Genomic DNA, 20,672 nt, shown 5'->3' on the forward strand with positions numbered 1-20,672 from the left:
ACCGACCCGGACGCCCCGAAAGGACCCGGAACGGCCGAGTTGTCCACAGGTGGGAGTAGTTGTGGACAACTCGGGGCTGTGACCTTAAGGCGCTCGGGATTGTCGGTGGGTGGCCTTACCGTTGTCGAGTGGTCGAAGCACGGATGCCCTCGCTGAGGGGCCGGGGGGAAACGAACCCCCCGTCGGACACACCTGAACACAAGGTCGAAGTGCGGCGCAGCCAGCGCCGGCACCGGACGGTCACCGCGTACTGGAACGACGACACGCTCGTCGTGCTCATCCCGGCGCGGATGACGAGGGCGGAGGAGAAACACTGGGTCGCCGAGATGGAGCGCAAGCTACAGCGCTCGGAACCACGTCGGCCGGCGTCCCCCAAGGCGTCGGACGAAGCCCTGCTGGCGCGATGCGCGCAGCTGTCGGGCAAGTACCTGGGCGGCACCGCGGTGCCGGCGAGCGTCCGCTGGGTGCCGCCGATGCGCACGAGGTGGGCGTCCTGCACCCCGGTCGACGCGACCATCCGGGTCAGCGACTTCCTGAGGAAGGTTCCACCCTGGGTGCTGGACTACGTCCTGGTGCACGAGCTGGCGCACCTGCGCGAGCCCGGGCACGACGCGGCGTTCTGGGCACTGGTGCAGCGGTACCCGAAGGCGGAACGAGCGATCGGGTACCTGGAAGGGCTGTCGGCGGCAGCCGGGTGGGGGATCTCCACCGAGGACTGACCGGGTGATGGTTCCGGACGTAACCGGGGTGATCCGCTGGTGCGGGTCACCCCGGTTACGTTGGGGCGTGGTGATGGCTGGTCGGCGGGCTCGGGTGCGTGACGAGGTCTGCGAGGCCAGGGCGGTTGGTTCGCGCGCCTGAAGGGTTGGGGTTCGCGGGGCCGAGGCGGTCGTTCACGTACCTGGTTGGACGACTCGCGTACCTGGTTGGACGACACGCGTACTCGGTTGGACGACACGCGTACTTGGACGGTCGGCTTACGTGCCCGGCGAGGTCGGTTCGCGTACTTGGTGGGACGACTCGCGTACCTGGGCGGACGACACGCGTGCTTGCAGGGACGACTCATGTAGCCAGGGGTCAGCTCGCGTGCCTGGAGGGTCGGTTCGCGTGCCCAGAGGGTCGGTTCGCGTGCCTAGAAGGTCGGCTCGCGTGCCTGGAGGGTCGGCTTGCGCGCCCAGAGGGTCGGCTTGCGTGCCTGGAGGGTCGGTTGGCGTGTCTGGAGGGTCGGGTTCGCGTGCCCAGGGGGTCGGCTTGCGTGTCTGGAGGGGCGGCTCGCGTGATTGGGGGGTCGACACTTGTGATTGGGGGGTCGACACGGCGGTGGGTGGAATGCAGACCGGGCGCCTCGCGAAGCGAGGCGCCCGGGTGGTGGAGAACTGCTTACGGTTTGGGGTTGTCGTCGTCGGTAGACGGCGGGTCCGACTTTTCTCGCTCTTCGCGCTCCGAACGCTCGGTGCGCTCCAGCTCGGCGATCGGGTCCAGGTCGTCGAGGGAACCGGCCTCGCCGACTCGCGCCGAGAAGTCCAGGGGCTCGTCCAGGTCCTCGGCCGTCGGCATCAGGTCCGGGTGGGACCACAGGGCGTCGCGCTTCTCGATGCCGTGCTGCTCGCCCACCATGTTCCAGAGCGTCGACGCCGCGCGCATGCGGCGGGGGCGCAGCTCCAGGCCCACCAGGGTGGCGAACGTCTGCTCGGCCGGACCACCGGTCGCGCGGCGGCGGCGGAGGGTCTCGCGCAGGGCGTCCGCACCCGGGAGGCGATCACCGACCGCCTCGGCGACCACCACGTCGACCCAGCCCTCGACCAGGGCCAGCAGGGTCTCCAGGCGGTTCAGCGCGCCCTTCTGCTCCTCCGTCGTCTGCGGCTCCAGGAGCCCGGACGACATGGCCTCTTCGATGCTCGCCGGGTTCGCCGGGTCGATCTGGCCGGCCAGGGACTCCAGCGCCGACGTGTCGACGGTGATCCCGTGCGCGAACTCCTCGACCGTCGCCAGCAGCCGCTGGCGCAGCCACGGCACGTGCGTGAAGAGCCGCTGGTGGGCGGCCTCGCGGGCGGCCAGGAACACGAGGATCTCGCTGTTCGGCAGCTCCAGGCCCTCGGCGAACTTCTCGATGTTCGCCGGGAGCAGCGCCGACGTCCCCGCCGGGGCCAGCGGCAGGCCGATCTCGCTGGAGGTCAGCATCTCCGACGCGAGCTGGGCCAGCGCGCTGCCGAGCTGGGAGCCGAAGGCCATCCCGCCCATCTGCCCCATCATCTGCATCAGGGGGCCGGCGGCCTGCTTGGCCTCCTCCGGCAGCGCCTGCATCCAGGCGCCCGAGATCTGCTGGGCGACCGGGTCGCAGAGCCGCTGCCACGTCGGCAGCGTCTTCTCCACCCAGGTGCGCGGTGACCAGGCGACCGTCGACGTCGCGCCCGCGGGCAGGAACGTCGCGGGGTCGAGCCACATCTCCGCGAGGTGGGCGGCGTCGCGCACGGCGGCGTTCGAGTCGTCTCCGCCCGAGAACCCGAGCTTGCTCTCACCGGTGTTGCCGGCGCTGCCCAGGTTCTGCAGGGCGATCTGCTTGGCGAGGTCGTAGTTCACCGGCCCGCTGGAAGTGCCGGCCTGACTGAGCATCTGGCCCAGTTGGCTCAGCATCTGACCGAGCTGGTTGAAGGCCTCGGCGCCGGACTGCTGCCCGCCCTCCGAGGGATCGTTCTCACCTCGTTTGTCGGGATCGGAAGGTCCGAAGCCGAACGGGGGTTTGCTCATGGGTCCACCGTACGCGGGTCGGGCGCCCCGAAGCGCGTCAACCGGACCCATGTGCGTGGCCTTCACCGAGAAGCGAACACGGTCACCGTACGCTGTCGGGCGTGACCAAGTCCTCCGAGGAGAGCACCGAGACCGCCCCCGCGACGACTCCGCCGCAAACGCCGCCGGAGCAGGCCGGAGAGGCCCGGCGGATGACCCGCCGGGGCTGGACGCTCGTGGTCAGCGGCTCGCTGTTCCTGGTGTTCGTCGTGCTCGGCTCGGTCGTGCCGGTGCCGTTCGTGGCGATCAGCCCGGGCCCGACCTACGACACGCTCGGTCGCGACGCGGCCGGCAACCCGGTCATCCAGGTCGCCGGTCACCAGACCTTCCAGACGACCGGCGAGCTGCGGATGACGACCGTCTCCCTGCACGACGGCGTCACCCTGTTCCAGGGTCTCGGCTTCTGGGCGAGCGGCCGGTACGCGCTGGCGCCGCGCGAGGAGTACTTCAAGCCGGGCGAGACGAACGAACAGGTCAAGCAGGAGAACATCCAGCAGCTGCAGGACTCGCAGACCAACGCCCAGGTCGCCGCGCTGCGCAAGCTCGGCTACCCGGTGAAGGTGCTGGCGAAGGAGATCGTCTCCGGCAGCCCCGCCGACCACGTGCTGGCCCCGGGCGACAAGCTGATCACGGTCAACAACAAGAAGATCGTCGAGGCCGGGGACGTCCGGGCCGCGCTGGCCGGCACCCTGCCCGGCCAGACCGTCCAGATCACCTTCCAGTCCGACGGCCAGCCGGAGCGGACCGTGCCGCTGACCCTCGCCTCGCGCCCGGACCGCAAGGAGGGCTTCATCGGCCTCACCGCGGTCGACCGCGCCGACGCGCCGTTCAACGTGACGATCTCGCTGCAGGACGTCGGCGGCCCGTCGGCCGGGCTGATGTTCACCCTCGCGATCATCGACCGGCTCCAGACCGGCGACCTGGCCGGCGGGCGGCACATCGCCGGCACCGGCGAGATCACCGAGACGGGTGAGGTCGACCCGATCGGCGGGATCTCGTTCAAGGTCGTCGGCGCCCGGGAAGCCGGCGCGACCGACTTCCTCGTGCCCGAGCACAACTGCGCCGAGGCCAAGACCACCGCGCCGGCCGGGCTGAACCTCATCAAGGTGTCCACACTGGACGACGCGCTCGCCCAGCTGGCCAACCTCAAGGCGGGACGGCCGACCGCGTCGTGCTGAGCGTCAGGGCAGCAGCGTCGCCTTCAGCGCTTCGACCAGGTTCGGGGCCAGGTCGGGACTTTCCACGATCTCGTCCACGGACTCGTCGCTGTCTTCGGCCGTGCCGATCCCGCGCAGGCGCATGACGCACGAGCGCTCGCCGTCGCGCAGCACCGCGGCCACCAGCCGGGCTTCGGTCCGCTGGGGGTGGTCGGCGGCGGCGCGCCGCAGGCTGTCCGCGTCCGCCTCGGCGACGTCCGGCAGCTCCGACTCCGAGCCCGGCGGCAGCACGATGATCTCCTGCGCCAGCGCGCACCCGATCACCAGATCGGGCCAGGCGATCCGGCCCAGTGCCTCGGCCAGGTCGCCGTCGGGCAGCGCCTCCTGCGCCACCGGCGTCAGCGGGTTGGCCCGGTCCAGCTGCCCCGCCAGCTCCGGCTGCTCGTCCAGCAGGGCCGCCGTCGGCACCAGAGCGAACAGCTGCGGCGGCTGGTCCCAGCCGGCCGCGGCCATGAAGTCCTCGATCTCACGGGCGAGGGCGGCGACACCGGGGACGGCCGGGTGCGGTTCGTTCATGCGCACATGGTCGCAGGCGCCCCGCGCGACGCCGTCGCGAGTCCGGTTTGGGCGGGTCCCGGGAACTTCACCCGGCATCCGTAGAGTTAGGGAATCAGGGGGCGCTCGCGCCTCCGCAAGCATTGACGAAGACAGGAGCGTGTCGTGGCGACTCGGCCCCCGGTGAGCCTGCCGAAGCTGTCCCGGCGCAGCCGGATCCTCCTCATCATCGCCGCGGTGATCGTGCTCGCGCTGTTGCTGGGGGCCCGCCTGCTGGACACGTACGTCGACTGGCTGTGGTTCGGCGAGGTCGGTGCTCGGTCGGTGTTCACCACGCAGGTGATCACGCGCGTCATCTTGTTCTTCGCCGTCGGGTTGCTCGTCGGCGGCGCGCTCGCGATCAGCCTGATGATCGCCTACCGGACCCGCCCGGTCTTCGTGCCGATCTCCGGCGCCGACGACCCGCTGGCCCGCTACCGCTCGGCGATCGTCGCCCGGATCCGGCTCTTCGGGATCGGCATCCCGGTGCTGACCGGCCTGATCGCCGGCCTGTCCGCCCAGGGCGACTGGCAGGTCGTGCAGCTGTTCCTCAACGGCACCTCCTTCGGCCAGACCGATCCCGAGTTCGGCAACGACGTCGGCTTCTACGCCTTCAGCCTGCCCTTCTGGAACTGGCTGCTCGGCTGGCTGTTCATCACCGTCGTCATCTCCTTCTTCGGCGCGCTGATCTCGCACTACGTCTTCGGCGGCATCCGGCTCGCCGGCAAGGGCGGCCAGCTCGCCGGCCCGACCCGCGCGCAGCTCGCCATCACGGTCGGCCTCTTCGTGCTCCTGAAGGCCGCCGAGTACTTCTTGGACCGGTACAACCTGCTGTTGTCCGACCGGGGCGCCCCACTGTTCATCGGGGCCACCTACACGGACCTGAACGCGGTGCTGCCGGCCAAGCTGATCCTGCTGTGCATCTCGGTGATCTGCGCGATCGCGTTCTTCGCCGGCGCGTTCCTGCGCAACCTGCAGCTGCCGGCCATCGCCCTCGTGCTGCTGATCCTGTCGAGCATCCTGGTCGGTGTCGCCTGGCCCGCCATCCTCGACCAGTTCTCGGTCAAGCCGAACGCGAACGAGAAGGAAGCGACGTCCATCCAGCGCAACATGGACGCCACCCGCAAGGCGTTCGGCCTGACGGACGTCCAGTACCAGCAGTACTCGGGCAAGTCCGACGCGACCGCGAGCGAGGTCAAGGCCGACACCGGGACGATGTCGAACATCCGGCTGCTCGACCCGAACGTCCTTTCCGACACGTTCACCCAGCGCGTCGGCCGTGAGAACTTCTACGGCTTCCCGGCCAAGCTGGACATCGACCGCTACACCGTCGGCGGCACCACACAGGACTACATCGTCGCGGCCAAGGAGATCAAGACCGAGGGCCTGACCGGCAACCAGACCAGCTGGATCAACAAGCACCTCGTCTACACCCACGGCAACGGCTTCGTCGCCGCCCCGGCCAACACGATCGACCGCGCGGTCAAGGACGCCAACTCCGACGGCGGCTACCCGATCGCCACCACCAGCGACACGCAGAACCCGACCGGTGCCGGCGCCAACGGGACCGCCCCCGGCATCGAGGTCAAGGAACCCCGCATCTACTACGGCGAGCTGTCCGCCGCGGACTCCGACTACGCCATCGTCGGCGGCACGTCGGGCAACGCGCCCGGCGAGTACGACACCGCCACCGACCGCTACACCTACAAGGGCACCGGCGGCGTCCCGATCGACAACTGGTTCAACCGCCTCGCCTTCGCCGCCGAATACGGGGAACGCAACATCCTGTTCTCCGACGCCATCGGCGACAACTCCAAGATCATGTACAACCGCGACCCGCGTGACCGCGTCAGCAAGGTCGCGCCGTGGCTGACCCTCGACGGCGACCCGTACCCGGCGGTCGTCGACGGCAAGATCCAGTGGATCATCGACGGCTACACCACCATCAACAACTTCCCGTACTCGCAGCAGACGCAGCTCGGCGCGGCCACCAACGACTCCCTCAACGGCGTCGCCCGCCAGGGCAACAGCTCCATCAACTACATCCGGAACTCGGTCAAGGCCACGGTCGACGCCTTCAACGGCACCGTGAACCTGTATTCGATTGACGACAACGAACCGGTCCTCAACGCCTGGGAGAAGGTCTTCCCCGGACTCGTGAAACCCAGCTCCGAGATCTCCCCGGACCTGCGGTCCCACTTCCGCTACCCCGAAGACCTCTTCAAGATCCAGCGTGAGCTCCTGTCCCGCTACCACGTGAGCAACCCGCAGGAGTTCTACTCCCAGCAGGCCTTCTGGAGCGTCCCGCAGGACCCGACGGCCGAAGGCGGCGCCAACCCCGCCGCGGCGGGCGCCGCCAACCAGCCCGGTTACTACGTCCTGGCCGACACTCCAGGCCAGACGAAACCGACGTTCCAGCTGACCAGCTCGCTCACCGGTCTCCAACGCCAGTACCTCGCGTCCTGGATGACGGTGTCCTCCGATCCACAGGACTACGGCAGGATCCGCGTCCTCCAGCTACCCAGCGCGGCCACCGGCGCCACCCAGGTCGACGGCCCGGTCCAGGTCCAGAACCGGTTCCAGAGCGATCCACGCGTCGCACAGGACCGCACGCTGTTCAACAACCCCAACGTCATCCCCATCTACGGCAACCTGATCACGCTGCCGGTCGCCGAAGGGTTCCTCTACGTCGAACCCGTCTACATCCGGCAGCGCAACCAGAACAGCTATCCACAGCTGGCCCGCGTCCTCGTCTCCTACGGACCCAAGGTCGGCTACGGCGCCACCCTCCAGGAAGCCCTCGACCAGGTCTTCGGCGCCGGCACCGGAGCGGCCACCACCACACCGCCCCAGGCCGGCCAGCCGACGACCACCCCGACGACGACGCCGACCACGACACCGCCCAACACCGGCGGCGGCAACGCGGCCCTCGACAAGGCGGCCGCCGACATCGAATCGGCCATCACCAAGCTCCAGGCCGCCCAGAAATCCGGCAACTTCGCCGACCAGGGCGCGGCCCTCGCCGCCCTCGACGCAGCGGCGAAGGCGTACCAGGCAGCCAAGGCACAACCGGCCACAACACCCACGACGACAACCACCAGCCAGCCCGGCGGGTGACCTCCGTTACCTAAGCGACCCCTGCTTTGCGCCCACCCGAAACCCGGGCGTAAAGTAGGGAACACGACGCGGGGTGGAGCAGCTCGGTAGCTCGCTGGGCTCATAACCCAGAGGTCGCAGGTTCAAATCCTGTCCCCGCTACAGATGCAGGAGGCCTGTGTCGACGGAGAACGTCGACCGGGCCTCCTTCGCATTTTGCCCTGGGGGTCGAACCCCCAGACCCCCGCCAGGGGGGCTTCGCCGCCCCTGGACCCCCCTTCGGGTGGACGGGTTGTCAGGTTAGCCAGCTCTTTGTTTCTCCTGTTGTGTTTGCCACGTAGCCGTCTGGGCGGATCAGGGCTCGTGTGACGTTGTGCCAGGGGAGTTTGTCTACTTGGGCGACTTCTACCTGTGGGTGGGGTTTTTCTGCTGGTTCTGTTGTCAGTAGGACGAACGTTCCTTTGTGGAACCACTTGCTTGCGTGGACTTCTTTTGTCTTGAAGTCTGGTAGGCGGGTTCCTGTTGCCGGGTGGGTGTCTTCCTTGCTTGGGTAGGTGATGCTTAGGCCTGATACCAGGCCTGACAAGTAGTGCTGGCCTTCTGGGAGTTCTGTTAGTGCTCTGAAGATTGTTCTTAGTGCTAGTAGTTCTGGGGTTGTGGGGATCAGGGCTGATTGGGCTGCTACGTTTTGTAGTACTGCTTCTGCTACTGGGCGGCGTTCTTGTTCGTACGTGTCCAGTAGGTTCTTTGGGGCTCTTCCTTTTAGTTCTGCTGCTAGTTTCCAGCCTAGGTTCATTGCGTCCTGGACGCCTAGGTTGAGGCCTTGGCCTCCTGCTGGGAAGTGGGTGTGGGCTGCGTCGCCTGCCAGGAGGACTCGGCCTTCCTTGTAGCTTGCTGCCAGTCTTGAGTCGTCGCCGAAGCGGGAGGCCCAGCGGATCTCCTTGATCTTGGTTTCTGTGCCGTAGGCCTTGGTGATCGCTGTTTCTACTTCTTCGTCCGTTACCTCTGCTCGGAGGTTTGCTGGGCGGTTCAGGCGGTCTCCGTAGGCCAGGCGGTACAGGTTGGGTTCGGACAGGGGGATCAGGCCTGTGTACTTGCCTATGCCGTCTGTGGTGACGATGTTGCGCATTGAGCGCCACTCGCTCTGGGTTCCCTGTGGGGGTGTCTCGAAGAGGACGTCTGCTACTACGCCGTGGCCTCGGCCGTCGATTCCTTCGAAGGGCATCCCTAGTGCTTTGCGGACTGTGCTTCTGCCGCCGTCGCAGCCGGCCAGGTAGGACGCTCGGATTCGGGTGTCCGGTGTGGTGACTGTTACGGCCTCGGCGTCTTGCGTGAAGCTCGTCAGCTCTTGGCCTCTGAGGACCTTTACGCCCTGCTCGGCCAGGCGCTCTTCCAGGGCTGCTTCCACCTGGGCTTGGGGGATGGCCAGTTGGTAGGGGTGGCGGGTGTTCCAGCTCGCGTAGCTCACCGGGATCATCGCGAAGTGGCCTTCGGGGACCGTGGCGAATGATCGCTCCTCTGCCCTTCCCAGCAGGCCTCGCAGGTCCAGGACCTCCGCTGTTCTTGGTTGGAGGTTGAGGGCCTTTGACAGGCCTGTGCGCTCGGGGAGGCGCTCCAGGACCACTACGTCCACGCCTGCCAGTGCCAGCTCGTTCGCCAGCATCAGGCCTGTCGGGCCTGCTCCGGCGATCACCACCCCGGTGGTCAGCTCGTTCATGGGATCCCCTTAACAACGTTAAATTGACGTGTCCCGAGGATGCCCTTAACATCGTTAAGCTGTCAAGCGCGGAAGCTGAGGAGGCCTTCACCATGGCCCTGACCAGGCAGGACATCGCCCGCGCCGGGCTGAAGCTGCTCAACGAGGTCGGCCTGAACGGGCTCACGCTGCGGCTCATCGCCGCCGACCTCGGGGTCAAGGCGCCGGCGCTCTACTGGCACATGAAGAACAAGCAGGAACTGCTCGACGAGATGGCGACGCAGATGTACGCCGACGCGGACCGGGAGCCGCCGGAGCCGCTGGAGGAGTGGGACGCCGTCGCGTACCGCGCCCGGGCCCTGCGCCGGATGATGCTGGCCTACCGCGACGGCGGCAAGGTCTTCGCCGGGACCTACCTCGGCGACCTGAGCCTGGTCGGGGAGCACCCGTTCCGCCGGAGCATCGACGCCGGGCTGGACGAGCGCCGGGCCGGGCAGGTGCTGTTCACCGTCTACAGCTTCGTCGTCGGGTTCACCATCGAAGAGCAGGCCGTCTACCCGATGCCGGGGCAGCTGGACGAGCGGTACCGCGGGGCGCCGGGTGGCGACGTGCTCCGGAACGTCGGCGACCGGTTCGAGGACGGCCTGGCGATCGTCCTCGGTGGCGCCCGTCAGTGGCTCGGGCAGGCGTAACCCCAGGTCAGCGGCTTTTGGCACCCCCCTGTAAACGCCTTGAACGCACCGTGTAATCTTTCTCAAGTACCACAACGGCGCGGGGTGGAGCAGCTCGGTAGCTCGCTGGGCTCATAACCCAGAGGTCGCAGGTTCAAATCCTGTCCCCGCTACCACCAGGAGGCGCGTTCTCGGGAAACCGGGAACGCGCCTCTTTTGTCATGTCCGGACGACTTTCGCTGCCGACTCTTCCGCGAAACTGTCGAATCACGACGGATTCCGTCAGATGAACTCCGTTTGCCGATGGTTGCGGTGCGTGTCCACAGTGGGCCAGCCGGGGACGGCCGCTGCGAGAACTCACCTGCCTGGTGGTGTGAGGACCGTCCGGATGCGGCTGGTCGGACCAATGTGGCGCCACGGTGGTAGCGCTGCGTGTCCGAGGTCCACTGTGGACCAGAGCGGATTGGGCCGAACGAGGGGATCTCACTAGCCACAATGGACAGATCCGCTGACCACTGTGGACACAGGCGCCGATAAGTGGGAATGTAGAGGGCGTGTCCGAATTGAATGCAACAGCCGCCGCCCTGCTCGGTCTGCTCCACGACGGTCCCGCCACCGGCGGGCAGCTCGTCGCGGGCGCCGGTGAGCGCTTCGGTGCCTTCTTCAGCGTCACCCGCAGTCAGGTGTACCGGGAGCTCCCGGCGCTGTCCAAGGAAGGCCTCGTCCGGCTCGGCAAGCAGGGCCCGCGCTCCAGCCAGCAGTACCTGATCACCGCCGCCGGGAAGAAGGCCTTCAAGACCTGGCTGACGTCCGAGGCCGGTCCCGACCACCTGCGCAGCCCGCTGATCCTGCGGCTCGTGCACGCCGGGTCGTTGACCGCGAAGCAGCGCGGGTCGCTCCTCGAGTCGGCCCGCACCAGCTACGGCCAGCAGCTCGACGACGCGAAGACGGCCACGAAGTCGGCCGAAGGGCCCTACGAAAAGGCCGTCGCCGAGTTCGCCCAGGCTCAGGCCAAGGCCGCCCTGAAGCTGCTCGACGCCATCCCGTCTGCCTGAGGTTCGCCCGCCCACGACCGGTGCTCGCGACCGGTCGTGGGTTTTGCCGTAACCTCGACAAACGTGAGTGATGAGTTCGACGCGGCATTGAAGGACCTGACCGGCAAGCTGACGCAGATCGAGTCGGTGATGGACCTCGACTCGTTGCGCGCGCAGGTGGCCGACCTGGAGCAGCAGGCTTCGAGCCCCAACCTCTGGGACGACCCGGAAGCCGCGCAGAAGGTGACGAGTCAGCTGTCCCACCGGCAGAGCGAGCTGCGGCGGGTCGGTGAACTGCGCCAGCGGCTCGACGACCTGGGCGTGCTGTACGAGCTCGCCGGGGACGAGGGTGACGCCGGCAGCATGGGCGAGGCCGAGAGTGAGCTGGCCGAACTGGGCAAGGCCATCGACGGCCTCGAGGTCCGCACCCTGCTCTCCGGCGAGTACGACGACCGCAACGCCGTCGTCACCATCCGCTCCGAGGCCGGCGGCGTCGACGCCGCGGACTTCGCCGAGATGCTGCTCCGCATGTACATGCGCTGGGCCGAGCGCCACGGCTACCCGACCAACGTCTACGACATCTCCTACGCCGAAGAGGCGGGTATCAAGTCGGCGACGTTCACGGTGACCGCCCCCTACGTCTACGGCACCCTCTCGGTCGAGCAGGGCACCCACCGGCTCGTCCGGATCTCGCCGTTCGACAACCAGGGCCGCCGCCAGACCTCCTTCGCGCACGTCGAGGTGCTGCCCGAGGTCGAAGAGGTCGACCACGTCGACATCGCGGAGAAGGACATCCGCGTCGACGTCTACCGGTCGTCCGGCCCGGGTGGGCAGAGCGTCAACACGACCGACTCCGCGGTGCGCATCACGCACCTGCCGACCGGCATCGTCGTCTCCTGCCAGAACGAGAAGTCGCAGCTGCAGAACAAGGCCGCCGCGCTGAAGGTCCTCCAGGCCCGGCTGATGCTGCGCAAGAAGGAAGAAGAGCGCGCCGAGATGGACGCGCTCAAGGACGGCGGCTCCAGCTGGGGCAACCAGATGCGCTCCTACGTGCTGCACCCGTACCAGATGGTCAAGGACCTGCGGACCGACTTCGAGGTCGGCAACCCGTCGGCGGTCCTCGACGGCGAGATCGACGGCTTCCTCGACGCCGGCATCCGCTGGCGGAAGCAGTCGGCGGCCGTTTAACGGCGCAAGGGGTGTTCGCGCGACCGCTCACCGTGCGCAAACGCCCCTTGCTCCACCCGGGTGGCACAGGCAACCGGGGCTTCACGAGACCGGTGGGTAGTATGCCGAATCGTGATCCGGCTCGAAGAGGTTTCCAAGGTCTACAAGACCTCGACGCGGCCCGCGCTCGAGCGGGTGTCCGTCGACATCGAAAAGGGTGAGTTCGTCTTCCTCATCGGTCCCTCGGGATCGGGGAAGTCGACCTTCCTCCGGCTGCTGCTGCGCGAAGAGACGCCGAGCAAGGGCCGCGTGATGGTGTCCAACTTCGACGTCGCCAAGCTGGCCCGCCGCCGGGTCCCCCGCCTGCGGCAGACCATCGGCTGCGTCTTCCAGGACTTCCGCCTGCTGGCCAACAAGACCGTGGCCGAGAACGTCGCGTTCGCCCTCGAGGTCATCGGCAAGCCCGGCCCGACCATCAAGAAGGTCGTCCCCGAGGTGCTCGAGCTCGTCGGCCTCGACGGCAAGGCGGACCGGCTGCCCAACGAGCTCTCCGGTGGTGAGCAGCAGCGCGTCGCGATCGCGCGCGCGTTCGTGAACCGGCCGCTGGTGCTGCTCGCCGACGAGCCGACCGGGAACCTGGACCCCGACACCAGCCAGGACATCATGCTGCTGCTGGAGCGGATCAACCGCACCGGCACGACCGTCCTGATGGCGACCCACGACCACGGCATCGTGGACTCCATGCGGCGCCGCGTCGTCGAGCTGCAGCTCGGCCGGGTGGTCCGCGACGACGCCCGCGGCGTCTACGGCATCGGCCGCTGACCGCCCACCCCCGCACGCCCCCGACCCCAAGGACCTGCACCCGACATGCGCGCCAGTTTCGTCTTCAGTGAGGTAATCACCGGCCTGCGCCGGAACATCACGATGACCATCGCGATGATGCTGACCACGGCCGTGTCGCTCGCCATGCTCGGCGGCGGCCTGCTGGCCGTGCGGACGATCGACAAGATGAAGTCCAACTTCCTCGCCGACGTCGAGGTTTCGGTCTACCTCACCGACGACATCAGCGCGAACGACAAGAACTGCACCCAGTCGCTGTGCCAGTCGCTGCGCTCGGACCTGCAGGGCAACGACGGCGTCGAGTCGGTCGTGTTCGAGAACCGCGACCAGGCCTTCGACCGGTTCAAGAAGATCTTCGAGAGCCAGCCCGAACTGGTGGCCCTCACCGGGCCCGAGTCCCTGCCCGCTTCGCTGCACGTGAAGCTGAAGGACCCGGACCGCAGCGAGTCGATCGTGCAGGCCTACAGCACCAAGCCGGGCGTGCGGAAGGTCGACGACCAGAAGAAGTTCCTCGACCGGGTGTTCAACGCCTTCAACGGTGTCCGCAACATGGCCTTCGGCGCCGCGCTCATCATGGCCATCGCCGCGCTGCTGCTGATCGCGAACACGATCCAGGTGTCCGCGTTCACCCGGCGCACCGAGGTCGGCATCATGCGGCTGGTCGGCGCGACGCGCTGGTACACCCAGCTGCCGTTCCTCCTGGAGGCGGTGGTCGCCGGCGTGGTCGGCGCGGTCCTCGGGATCGTCATGCTGGTGCTCACCAAGGCGAGCTTCCTCGACTCGGTGTTCACCGGTGACGTGTTCCCGAAGATCACCATGCTGGAACTGCTGTTCCCGGTCGCGCCGATCCTGCTCGGGGTGTCCGTGGTCATCTCCGCTCTCACCGGTTACGTCACGCTGCGGCTGTACGTCCGGCACTAGCGTTTAACCGGCTGCTCGCGGCCCAGAGAATCACGTAGAGTGGTCGTATGCCCAAGGAACGTGGCCAGAAGGTGATCGTGTCGAACCGCAAGGCGCGGCACGATTACTCCATTCTCGACACCTACGAGTGCGGTCTCGTGCTCGTGGGTACCGAGGTGAAGAGCCTGCGCGAGGGCAAGGCGTCCCTGGCGGACGCGTTCGCGACCGTCGACGACGGCGAGGTCTGGCTGCGCAACGTGCACATCCCGGAGTACACGCAGGGTACGTGGACCAACCACACCCCGCGGCGCACCCGGAAGCTGCTGCTGCACCGGCGGGAGATCGAGAAGCTCATCGGCAAGACCAAGGAGAGCGGGCTCTCGCTGGTGCCGCTGTCGATGTACTTCAAGGACGGCAAGGTCAAGGTCGAAATCGCGCTGGCGAAGGGCAAGAAGGCCTACGACAAGCGGCAGACGCTGGCCAAGCGGGACGCCGAGCGGGACATCAGCAAGGCGATGGGGCGCGCGCTGAAGGGCCGGTTCACGGAGTGACGGCCGGGCCTTCCGACGACGCCGACGTCGCGCGCTGGACGTCTTCGCTCGGCCTGCCGGGCCTGGTCGACCTGCACGTCCACTTCCTGCCGAAACCGGTGATGGACAAGGTCTGGGCGTACTTCGACCGGGCCACGACGCACTACGGCACCGAGTGGCCGGTGCACTACCGCACCGACGAGCAGGACCGGATCGCCACGCTGAAGACCCTCGGCGTGACGCGGTTCGCACCGCTCGTCTACCCGCACAAGCCGGGAATGGCGCAGTGGCTGACCGAATGGGCGCTGGAGTTCGCGTCGCGGGTCCCGGACGCCGTGCCGACCGGGACGTTCTACCCGGAGCCGGGCGCGGGGTCCGCTGTGGACAGTGCGCTGCGGGCCGGCGCTCGCGTCTTCAAGGCGCACGTGCAGGTCGGCGCGTACGACCCGCGTGACCAGCAGCTGACGCCGGTGTGGGGCGCGCTGGCCGACGCGGGCGTGCCCGTGGTCGTCCACTGTGGACACGGTCCGTTGCGGGGCGACTTCACCGGGTTGCAGGTCTTCGAAGAGGTCCTGGCGCGGCACCCGAGCCTGACGGCGGTGCTGGCGCACTCGGCGATGCCGGAGTTCGGCGCCGCCTTCGACCTGCTCGCCAAGTACCCGCGGGTGCACCTCGACACGACGATGGTCGGGGTGCCGTTCGCCGAGGCGATGTCGCCGCTGCCGCCGGACTGGACGTCGCGGCTGGCCGACGTCGCCGACCGCGTCGTGCTGGGCACCGACTTCCCGAACATCCCGTACTCCTACGCGACACAGCTGCAGGCGATCGCCGGCTGGGCAGCCGACGATCGCCTGGGGGAGCCGTTCCTGCGGGCCGTCCTGCACGACACCCCGCTGCGGTTGCTCAGCGCCTGACGGTGGCCCGTTCCGAGACGGCGACCGCGCGGCCCAGCAGCCGGGTGCCGAGGTCGGTCACCGGGATGTGCTTGCCCGCCAACAGGAATCCGGCCGTCGCGAGCACCACCCACGGCACCGGGCCGTGCGCGATCCCGTCCGACAGCGGTGCGAAACCGTGGGCGGCGAGGCCGAGCAGGCCACCCGACACCATGAGCCCGGCCACGATCAGCTGCGGCAGCTTCGCGGTGACGGCGAACGCGTCACGCTGCGTCTCGAAGTGGGCGAACAGCCGCAGCAGGCCCAGCAGGACCATGCCGCACACGGCGAACCACGCGGGCGCCATGACCAGCCAGAGCACCGTGCCCGGCGCCGGGGTTTCGTAACCGAGGCCGTAGACCGTCACGCCCGCCACCACGATCAGCGCCGGCATGTGCCACAGGTAGACGCTCATGAACCGCGCGCCGAGCCAGCTGAGCGCGTTCCCGATGCCCGGCCGCTCGGCCAGGGCGTTGAGCTGCGGGCGGAAAGCGAGCAGCAAGCCGATCTGGCCGACGGCGAGGAACGCGAGCAGCACGGTCGGCGGGCTCATGTTCGACACCGGCGCCCCCGGCATGCCGATCATGCTGGCCGGGTAGGGGCCGAACGCGACCATCAGCGCGGTGATGCCGAAGCCGGCGGCCGACAGCGTCAGCGCGCCGCGGCGGGTCAGCGAGCCGAGCCGGCCTTCGACGTAGTGGAAGCCGAGCTGGTGCACCGCGACCCAGACGAAGATCGCGTTGGCGTAACCGATGTAGCCGAGGTCGTTGAAGCGCGCGACGTCGACGAGCACGCCCGCCACGGCCATCACCAGCGGAACCTTGAGGCCCCAGCGGCGGTGCGCGGCGACCATCACCGGCGTGAGCAGCACGACCAGCACGTACACCGCGAGGAACCACAGCAGCTGCGCGGCGATCGCGCTGCCGACCTGCAACGGCTGCGGCGGAACCCCCAGGCCGCGCAGGAAGTCCGGCACGACCAGCCAGACCGCCATCAGCGGCAGCACCGGCACCATCAGGCGCCGGATCCGCGCGGCGAGCCACTTGCGCGGCGACTCGGCGCGGCGCAGCGAGATGAGGTTGGCGGCGCCCCCGGCGAAGAAGACCAGCGGCATCACCTGCGACAGCCAGGTGACGACCCACCAGCCCGGCGTCGCCAGCGCGTTGCCGGTGGCCAGCTTGCCGTCGGAGTAGGAGAGCACCGGCATGACCCAGTGCTGGGTGATGACGGCGAGGATGGCCCCCGCCCGTACGACGTCGAGAAACCTGTCCCGGCCGCCTCGTGCGACCCCCTGGCTTGTCTGCATGCAGTAGAGCTTGGCCGCTTCGACCTGCTGGAACAGCGGTGCTGACCGCCCTCTTCGGGGTCCTGTTCACCCCCGCGCCCTGCGGGGGTTCTCCCTACCCCCGGACGGCCTCAGGACTCCCGGATGCCATCGGGTTCGGCCTCACTGCGGGAGGGCGCGGCGACCCGGTACTCCCAGCCGTCCTCGGTGAGGCCGAGCTCGTAGCGCGTCTCGATCTTCGGGCCGGCGTGCAGGTGGATGTGCCGGATGACGCTGCCGGGCACCGGCTCGGCGTCCCCGAGCTCCTGGACCCGGCCGTCGAGCGGTCCGCCGAAGAAGCGGACGCAGCGGGTTTCGTCGGACATCCGCGCTCCTCTCCTGCAGGTCCGCTCATGGTAGGTGAGCGGACTCGAGGGCGCCGCCGTCAGAACGGGTGACCCAGCGTCCACCTTACGGGACTTTTGGTCACCGAACGTCCGCTCAGCGGCCGAGATAGGTGAGGACAGCACGGACGCGACGGTGCTCCTCCGCGCTCGCTTCCAGGCCGAGTTTCGAGAAGATGTTGCCGATGTGCTTCTCCACCGCGCCGTGGGAGACCACCAGGGAGTTCGCGATCGCCGTGTTCGACAGGCCCTGCGCCATCAGGCCGAGGACCTCGGATTCGCGGGCGGTCAGGGCGTCCAGCGGGTTGCGGCGGCCGCGGGCCATCAGCTGGGCGATGACGTCCGGGTCGATCGCCGTGCCGCCGTTGGCCACCCGGCGGACCGCGTCCAGGAAGTCCGCGACGTCCGCCACGCGCTCCTTCAGCAAGTAGCCCACGCCGCCGGCACCGCCTGAGAGCAGCTCGACCGCGTACGACTCCTCGACGTACTGCGAAAGCACCAGCACCGGCAGGCCCGGGACCTCCTTGCGGGCCGCGAGAGCCGCGCGCAGCCCTTCGTCGGTGAACGTCGGCGGCATCCGCACGTCGACGATCGCCAGGTCAGGACGGTGTTCCAGGACCGCACCGAGCAGGTCGTCCCCGTTGTCGACGGCCGCGACCGTCTCGATGCCCTCGTCGGCGAGCAGGCGGGTCACCCCGGCCCGCAGCAGCACGGCGTCCTCGGCGATGACTACCCGCATCCGGCCCCCAGGTTCTCCGATGATCGGGGCCCAGCCTATTCACCATTCACACGGGAGGTCAGCCCGGATTACGGTCGGGCCGCCGACGGGGCTGACGACGGTGATCACGCCGTCGATCGTCGCGGCGCGGTCGGCCAGCCCGGCCAGCCCGCCGCCGGGACGCACCTCGGCGCCGCCGTGGCCGTTGTCGGTGATCTCGACGACGACGTGGTTGTCGGTCCGCCACACCTTCACGCCCGCTTCGGTCGCGCCGGAGTGCTTCGCGATGTTCGTCAGGGTCTCGCCGACGATGAAGTACGCCGTCGTCTCCACCGCCGCCGGCGGCCGCGGGTTCACGTCCACCGTGACGTCCACCGGGATCGGCGACTTCGCCGCCTGCGCCGACAACGCCGCGTCCAGGCCACGGTCGCCCAGCACCGCCGGGTAGATCCCGCGCGCCAGGTCCCGCAGCTCCGAGACCGCGAGCTTCGCGTCCGCGTGCGCCTCGTCGATCAGCTCCCGCACACCCTCGGGATCGTGGTCGAACTTCGACTTCGCCCGCCCCAGGCTCATCGCGACCGCCACCAGCCGCTGCTGCGCGCCGTCGTGCAGGTCACGCTCGATGCGGCGACGCTCCGCCTCGGCCGCGTCGACACCCCGCGCCCGCGACGCCTGCAGCCGCTCGGCCTTCTGCTCCAGCCGCTTCGTGCGGTTCGGGCCCAGCAACGCGATCGCCAGCTCCCCGTGCAGCCAGCCCAGCCACGGCGTCACCCACACCGCCATCGGCAGCAGCACGATCGACGCCAGCGCGATCCCGACCTCCGCGCACGCCAGCGGGAACGCCACCATCAGGTAAGCCAGGTCCCGCCACGTCGTCGGATCGCTCAGCCGCACCATCCACCGCCGCAGCAGCGGCTGGCCCTCTTCGTACGGCCGGCGCTCCACCGGCGGCAGCGGCACCCGCAGCATCGTCCCGGCCCAGCTCCGCTCCCGATCCGCCGACCAGCGGACGAAACTCGTCGTCGCCAGCAGGATCGGGAACCCGACCCACACCACCGCCGTGCCGACACCCACCGAAATCCCGGTCACGATCAGCACGAACTGCAGGATCCGGAAGAAGAAGCTCAGGATCATGTACCCGATCGTGCGGGCCGGGTGCGGCCGCGGGTGCTCCAGCTGCTGTTGCTCGGGGCTCATCCCGCCACCAGATTCTTCTCTTCCGCGTCTTCCCACCAGCGCTCCATCCGACGGCGCTGAGCCACCGTCGGACCCAGCAACGCGTTCGCGAGCCGGGCGTGCGTCCCCGCCAGCGCCCTCGTCAGCGCCACCGACAACGCGATGAACAACACCCCCAGCGCCGCCCACGGTAGCGCTTCGACCGTGGAGTCCACGGTCAGCCAGCGCAGATCGTCCGACGGGAAGTAGTACGCCCCGCCCGGCAGCCACCGGAAGTAGATCGGCAGCCCCGCCAGCGCCAGGCTCGTCGACCAGAACGCCGTCACCAGCGTGAACTCGATCAGCCCCAGCGGGAACAACACGAAGAAGTACAGCAGGTCCCGCCACGTCGACGTGTCCTTCAACCGCGCCTTCCACCGCAGCGACTGCTTGCCGGCGGGCAGCGGCAGGTACGGCAGATCGATGTACCGGTCCAGCAGCGCGTAGACCCGCGCCCGCTCCATCCGCGCGGCACCCCGCACCGCCAGCACCAGCAACGCCAGCACGCCGACACCCACCCACACCACGGCCGTCCCCAGCCCGGCCGCCGTGAACGACGTCAGCAATGTGAACGCCGCCACCCCCAACGGCAGGTTCATCAGCAGGAACACCACCGAACCGCCGAACGGCGGATCCCGCCTCTCGCTAGCCATGACCTGGCTCCCTTCATCCCACGATGCCACCAAGCATCGTTCCGGGAGCCGCCCGGCGACATGGTGCGCGCGGGCATCCCGCCGGTAGGGCTGGCCCTACCCCGGCTGGGAGTAACCGAGTGGCGCCACGCGTTATGATGTACAGGTTGTGTCCCACCAAGGGGGTGAACGGTTTCGACTTTGGACGTTGAGTCAGGAGAAGCGTGCCGGTGCAGGCGAGAGACCACCGTAAGCGTCATCGCAATCGAATAAGCGCCGATTCCAATCAGCGCGAGTACGCCCTCGCCGCCTGAGCGAGTGCGTCTCTGTCGGCCCGGGTGTGCCTCCGACCCGGGTACCGGCATCAGCTAGGAGGCTCAGCGGCAGTCCCGGCCACGGGGACCTGCCGTGAAGCAAACAGTGGCTGGGCCCGTCACTTCAGCTTGTTCGCGTGATTGAAGGGGCCGAGTAGAGACGAAGCGGACTGCGCACGGAGAAGTCCTGTCGATACGCCAGAGGACCCGGGTTCAATTCCCGGCACCTCCACTTCGAGAAGGCCCTCGCCCCTTCGGGGCTTGGGCCTTCTCTTCGTTTCGTTCATCGCTTCTGGGGGTCGAACCCCCAGACCCCCGCCAGGGCGGGCTCCGCCCCCCTGGACCCCCCGCTGGGGGCTCATGGGCTTCGCCCTTTCGCCCTGGGCTTCGCCCTTCGTGCTTGGGGCTTCGCCCCTTGCCCCTCGCTTCGCTCCTCGGGCCTGGGCTCTGGGGCTTCGCCCCGTCGCCCCTGGCTTCGCCTCTCTGACCTGGGGCTTCGCCCCTTGCCCCCTGCTCGGGCTTCGCCCCTCCCTGCCGGGGTTTGCTCCTTGTCTCCTCGGGCTTCGCCCTTGTCCTTGGGCTTCGTTCCCTGCGTCGGCTCGGGCTTCGCCCCTTGCTCCCGCACTTCGGTCCTTCGCCGCTCTGACTTGGGCTCTGTCCTGGTCTTCCGCTCCGTCCCTCATGCCCCGGGCTCCGCTCTGCCTGGATTCCAGCTTGCTTG

The 20,672-nt window shown here is 68.6% G+C and carries 18 protein-coding genes, 2 tRNA genes and 1 other RNA gene; 13 read left to right on the forward strand and 8 right to left on the reverse strand.

Annotated features, from left to right (window positions below):
• Positions 1-209: 209 nt before the first annotated feature.
• Positions 210-719, forward strand: a complete 510-nt coding sequence (locus ACIOD2_RS21440; protein ID WP_323332003.1) for a M48 family metallopeptidase — start codon at positions 210-212, stop codon at positions 717-719.
• Positions 720-1,380: 661 nt separating this feature from the next.
• Here ACIOD2_RS21440 and ACIOD2_RS21445 read toward each other — a convergent pair.
• Complete coding sequence (locus ACIOD2_RS21445; protein WP_400540506.1) at positions 1,381-2,748, reverse strand: zinc-dependent metalloprotease; 1,368 nt, start codon at positions 2,746-2,748, stop codon at positions 1,381-1,383.
• A gap of 191 nt (positions 2,749-2,939) precedes the next feature.
• On the opposite strand from ACIOD2_RS21445, the gene ACIOD2_RS21450 reads away from it, so the two are divergent.
• Positions 2,940-3,965: a PDZ domain-containing protein gene (locus ACIOD2_RS21450; protein ID WP_400543153.1), complete on the forward strand. Its 1,026-nt coding sequence runs from the start codon at positions 2,940-2,942 to the stop codon at positions 3,963-3,965.
• Positions 3,966-3,968: 3 nt separating this feature from the next.
• Here ACIOD2_RS21450 and ACIOD2_RS21455 read toward each other — a convergent pair whose 3' ends face one another.
• Positions 3,969-4,520 (reverse strand): PPA1309 family protein, encoded by a 552-nt coding sequence (locus tag ACIOD2_RS21455; protein WP_400540509.1) that lies wholly within the window; start codon positions 4,518-4,520, stop codon positions 3,969-3,971.
• 144 nt (positions 4,521-4,664) lie between these two features.
• Here ACIOD2_RS21455 and ACIOD2_RS21460 point away from each other — a divergent pair, with 144 nt between their 5' ends.
• Both ACIOD2_RS21460 and ACIOD2_RS21465 read left to right on the forward strand, forming a co-directional pair.
• Complete coding sequence (locus ACIOD2_RS21460) at positions 4,665-7,655, forward strand: UPF0182 family protein (protein WP_400540512.1); 2,991 nt, start codon at positions 4,665-4,667, stop codon at positions 7,653-7,655.
• A 67-nt stretch (positions 7,656-7,722) separates the two neighbouring features.
• Positions 7,723-7,796: transfer RNA gene (locus tag ACIOD2_RS21465), tRNA-Met, on the forward strand.
• Positions 7,797-7,929: 133 nt separating this feature from the next.
• Here ACIOD2_RS21465 and ACIOD2_RS21470 read toward each other — a convergent pair.
• Positions 7,930-9,351 carry an FAD-dependent monooxygenase gene (locus ACIOD2_RS21470; protein ID WP_400540515.1) on the reverse strand — a complete coding sequence of 474 codons (1,422 nt, stop codon included), beginning with the start codon at positions 9,349-9,351 and terminating at the stop codon, positions 7,930-7,932.
• A 92-nt stretch (positions 9,352-9,443) separates the two neighbouring features.
• Between ACIOD2_RS21470 and ACIOD2_RS21475 the strand changes: the two genes are divergently transcribed.
• The 8 genes from ACIOD2_RS21475 (at position 9,444) to ACIOD2_RS21510 (ending at position 15,386) form a co-directional block, all read left to right on the forward strand.
• A complete protein-coding gene (locus tag ACIOD2_RS21475) occupies positions 9,444-10,022 on the forward strand; it encodes a TetR/AcrR family transcriptional regulator C-terminal domain-containing protein (protein WP_400540518.1) in 579 nt (192 codons plus the stop codon).
• Between the two features lie 78 nt (positions 10,023-10,100).
• Positions 10,101-10,177: transfer RNA gene (locus tag ACIOD2_RS21480), tRNA-Met, on the forward strand.
• A 378-nt stretch (positions 10,178-10,555) separates the two neighbouring features.
• Positions 10,556-11,056: a PadR family transcriptional regulator gene (locus ACIOD2_RS21485; RefSeq protein ID WP_247061271.1), complete on the forward strand. Its 501-nt coding sequence runs from the start codon at positions 10,556-10,558 to the stop codon at positions 11,054-11,056.
• A 63-nt stretch (positions 11,057-11,119) separates the two neighbouring features.
• Positions 11,120-12,223, forward strand: coding sequence for a peptide chain release factor 2 (gene prfB / locus ACIOD2_RS21490; RefSeq protein WP_400540522.1), 1,104 nt, complete (start codon positions 11,120-11,122; stop codon positions 12,221-12,223).
• Positions 12,224-12,334: 111 nt separating this feature from the next.
• Positions 12,335-13,024, forward strand: a complete 690-nt coding sequence (gene ftsE, locus ACIOD2_RS21495; protein WP_323332012.1) for a cell division ATP-binding protein FtsE — start codon at positions 12,335-12,337, stop codon at positions 13,022-13,024.
• A gap of 45 nt (positions 13,025-13,069) precedes the next feature.
• Positions 13,070-13,963 carry a permease-like cell division protein FtsX gene (gene ftsX, locus ACIOD2_RS21500; protein WP_400540525.1) on the forward strand — a complete coding sequence of 298 codons (894 nt, stop codon included), beginning with the start codon at positions 13,070-13,072 and terminating at the stop codon, positions 13,961-13,963.
• Between the two features lie 47 nt (positions 13,964-14,010).
• Positions 14,011-14,493: an SsrA-binding protein SmpB gene (smpB, locus tag ACIOD2_RS21505; RefSeq protein WP_323332014.1), complete on the forward strand. Its 483-nt coding sequence runs from the start codon at positions 14,011-14,013 to the stop codon at positions 14,491-14,493.
• Positions 14,490-15,386, forward strand: a complete 897-nt coding sequence (locus ACIOD2_RS21510; protein WP_400540529.1) for an amidohydrolase family protein — start codon at positions 14,490-14,492, stop codon at positions 15,384-15,386. The genes smpB and ACIOD2_RS21510 overlap by 4 nt, the downstream gene beginning before the upstream one ends.
• Here the strand turns inward: ACIOD2_RS21510 and ACIOD2_RS21515 are convergent.
• The 5 genes from ACIOD2_RS21515 to ACIOD2_RS21535 all read right to left on the reverse strand — a co-directional run bounded on the left by ACIOD2_RS21515 (position 15,376) and on the right by ACIOD2_RS21535 (position 19,658).
• Positions 15,376-16,710, reverse strand: coding sequence for an acyltransferase (locus tag ACIOD2_RS21515; RefSeq protein WP_400540532.1), 1,335 nt, complete (start codon positions 16,708-16,710; stop codon positions 15,376-15,378). The two genes, ACIOD2_RS21510 and ACIOD2_RS21515, sit on opposite strands and share 11 nt — an antisense overlap.
• Before the next feature lie 110 nt (positions 16,711-16,820).
• The gene (locus ACIOD2_RS21520; protein WP_400540535.1) at positions 16,821-17,054 is read right to left on the reverse strand and encodes a hypothetical protein; all 234 of its coding nucleotides are present in this window, start codon (positions 17,052-17,054) and stop codon (positions 16,821-16,823) included.
• A 115-nt stretch (positions 17,055-17,169) separates the two neighbouring features.
• A complete protein-coding gene (locus tag ACIOD2_RS21525) occupies positions 17,170-17,811 on the reverse strand; it encodes a response regulator (protein ID WP_400540538.1) in 642 nt (213 codons plus the stop codon).
• Between the two features lie 39 nt (positions 17,812-17,850).
• Positions 17,851-18,987, reverse strand: coding sequence for a sensor histidine kinase (locus ACIOD2_RS21530; RefSeq protein WP_400540541.1), 1,137 nt, complete (start codon positions 18,985-18,987; stop codon positions 17,851-17,853).
• Positions 18,984-19,658 (reverse strand): sensor domain-containing protein, encoded by a 675-nt coding sequence (locus ACIOD2_RS21535; RefSeq protein ID WP_400540544.1) that lies wholly within the window; start codon positions 19,656-19,658, stop codon positions 18,984-18,986. Before ACIOD2_RS21535 ends, ACIOD2_RS21530 begins: the two co-directional genes overlap by 4 nt.
• Positions 19,659-19,818: 160 nt before the next feature.
• Between ACIOD2_RS21535 and ssrA the strand changes: the two genes are divergently transcribed.
• Positions 19,819-20,186: a transfer-messenger RNA gene (ssrA, locus tag ACIOD2_RS21540) on the forward strand.
• Positions 20,187-20,672: the final 486 nt, after the last annotated feature.

The organism is Amycolatopsis sp. NPDC088138 (assembly GCF_044741685.1).
In the GTDB taxonomy this organism is placed as follows: domain Bacteria; phylum Actinomycetota; class Actinomycetes; order Mycobacteriales; family Pseudonocardiaceae; genus Amycolatopsis.

Excerpts from the sequence above, each read along its gene's own strand:
- ACIOD2_RS21530 (WP_400540541.1), bottom strand. The coding sequence starts at position 18,987 with ATGAGCCCCGAGCAACAGCAGCTGGAGCACCCGCGGCCGCACCCGGCC.
- ACIOD2_RS21445 (WP_400540506.1), bottom strand. The coding sequence starts at position 2,748 with ATGAGCAAACCCCCGTTCGGCTTCGGACCTTCCGATCCCGACAAACGA.
- ACIOD2_RS21450 (WP_400543153.1), top strand. The coding sequence starts at position 2,940 with ATGACCCGCCGGGGCTGGACGCTCGTGGTCAGCGGCTCGCTGTTCCTG.
- ftsX (WP_400540525.1), top strand. The coding sequence starts at position 13,070 with ATGCGCGCCAGTTTCGTCTTCAGTGAGGTAATCACCGGCCTGCGCCGG.
- ACIOD2_RS21475 (WP_400540518.1), top strand. The coding sequence starts at position 9,444 with ATGGCCCTGACCAGGCAGGACATCGCCCGCGCCGGGCTGAAGCTGCTC.
- smpB (WP_323332014.1), top strand. The coding sequence starts at position 14,011 with ATGCCCAAGGAACGTGGCCAGAAGGTGATCGTGTCGAACCGCAAGGCG.
- ACIOD2_RS21470 (WP_400540515.1), bottom strand. The coding sequence starts at position 9,351 with ATGAACGAGCTGACCACCGGGGTGGTGATCGCCGGAGCAGGCCCGACA.
- ACIOD2_RS21455 (WP_400540509.1), bottom strand. The coding sequence starts at position 4,520 with ATGAACGAACCGCACCCGGCCGTCCCCGGTGTCGCCGCCCTCGCCCGT.
- ACIOD2_RS21515 (WP_400540532.1), bottom strand. The coding sequence starts at position 16,710 with ATGCAGACAAGCCAGGGGGTCGCACGAGGCGGCCGGGACAGGTTTCTC.
- ACIOD2_RS21535 (WP_400540544.1), bottom strand. The coding sequence starts at position 19,658 with ATGGCTAGCGAGAGGCGGGATCCGCCGTTCGGCGGTTCGGTGGTGTTC.
- ACIOD2_RS21525 (WP_400540538.1), bottom strand. The coding sequence starts at position 17,811 with ATGCGGGTAGTCATCGCCGAGGACGCCGTGCTGCTGCGGGCCGGGGTG.
- ACIOD2_RS21520 (WP_400540535.1), bottom strand. The coding sequence starts at position 17,054 with ATGTCCGACGAAACCCGCTGCGTCCGCTTCTTCGGCGGACCGCTCGAC.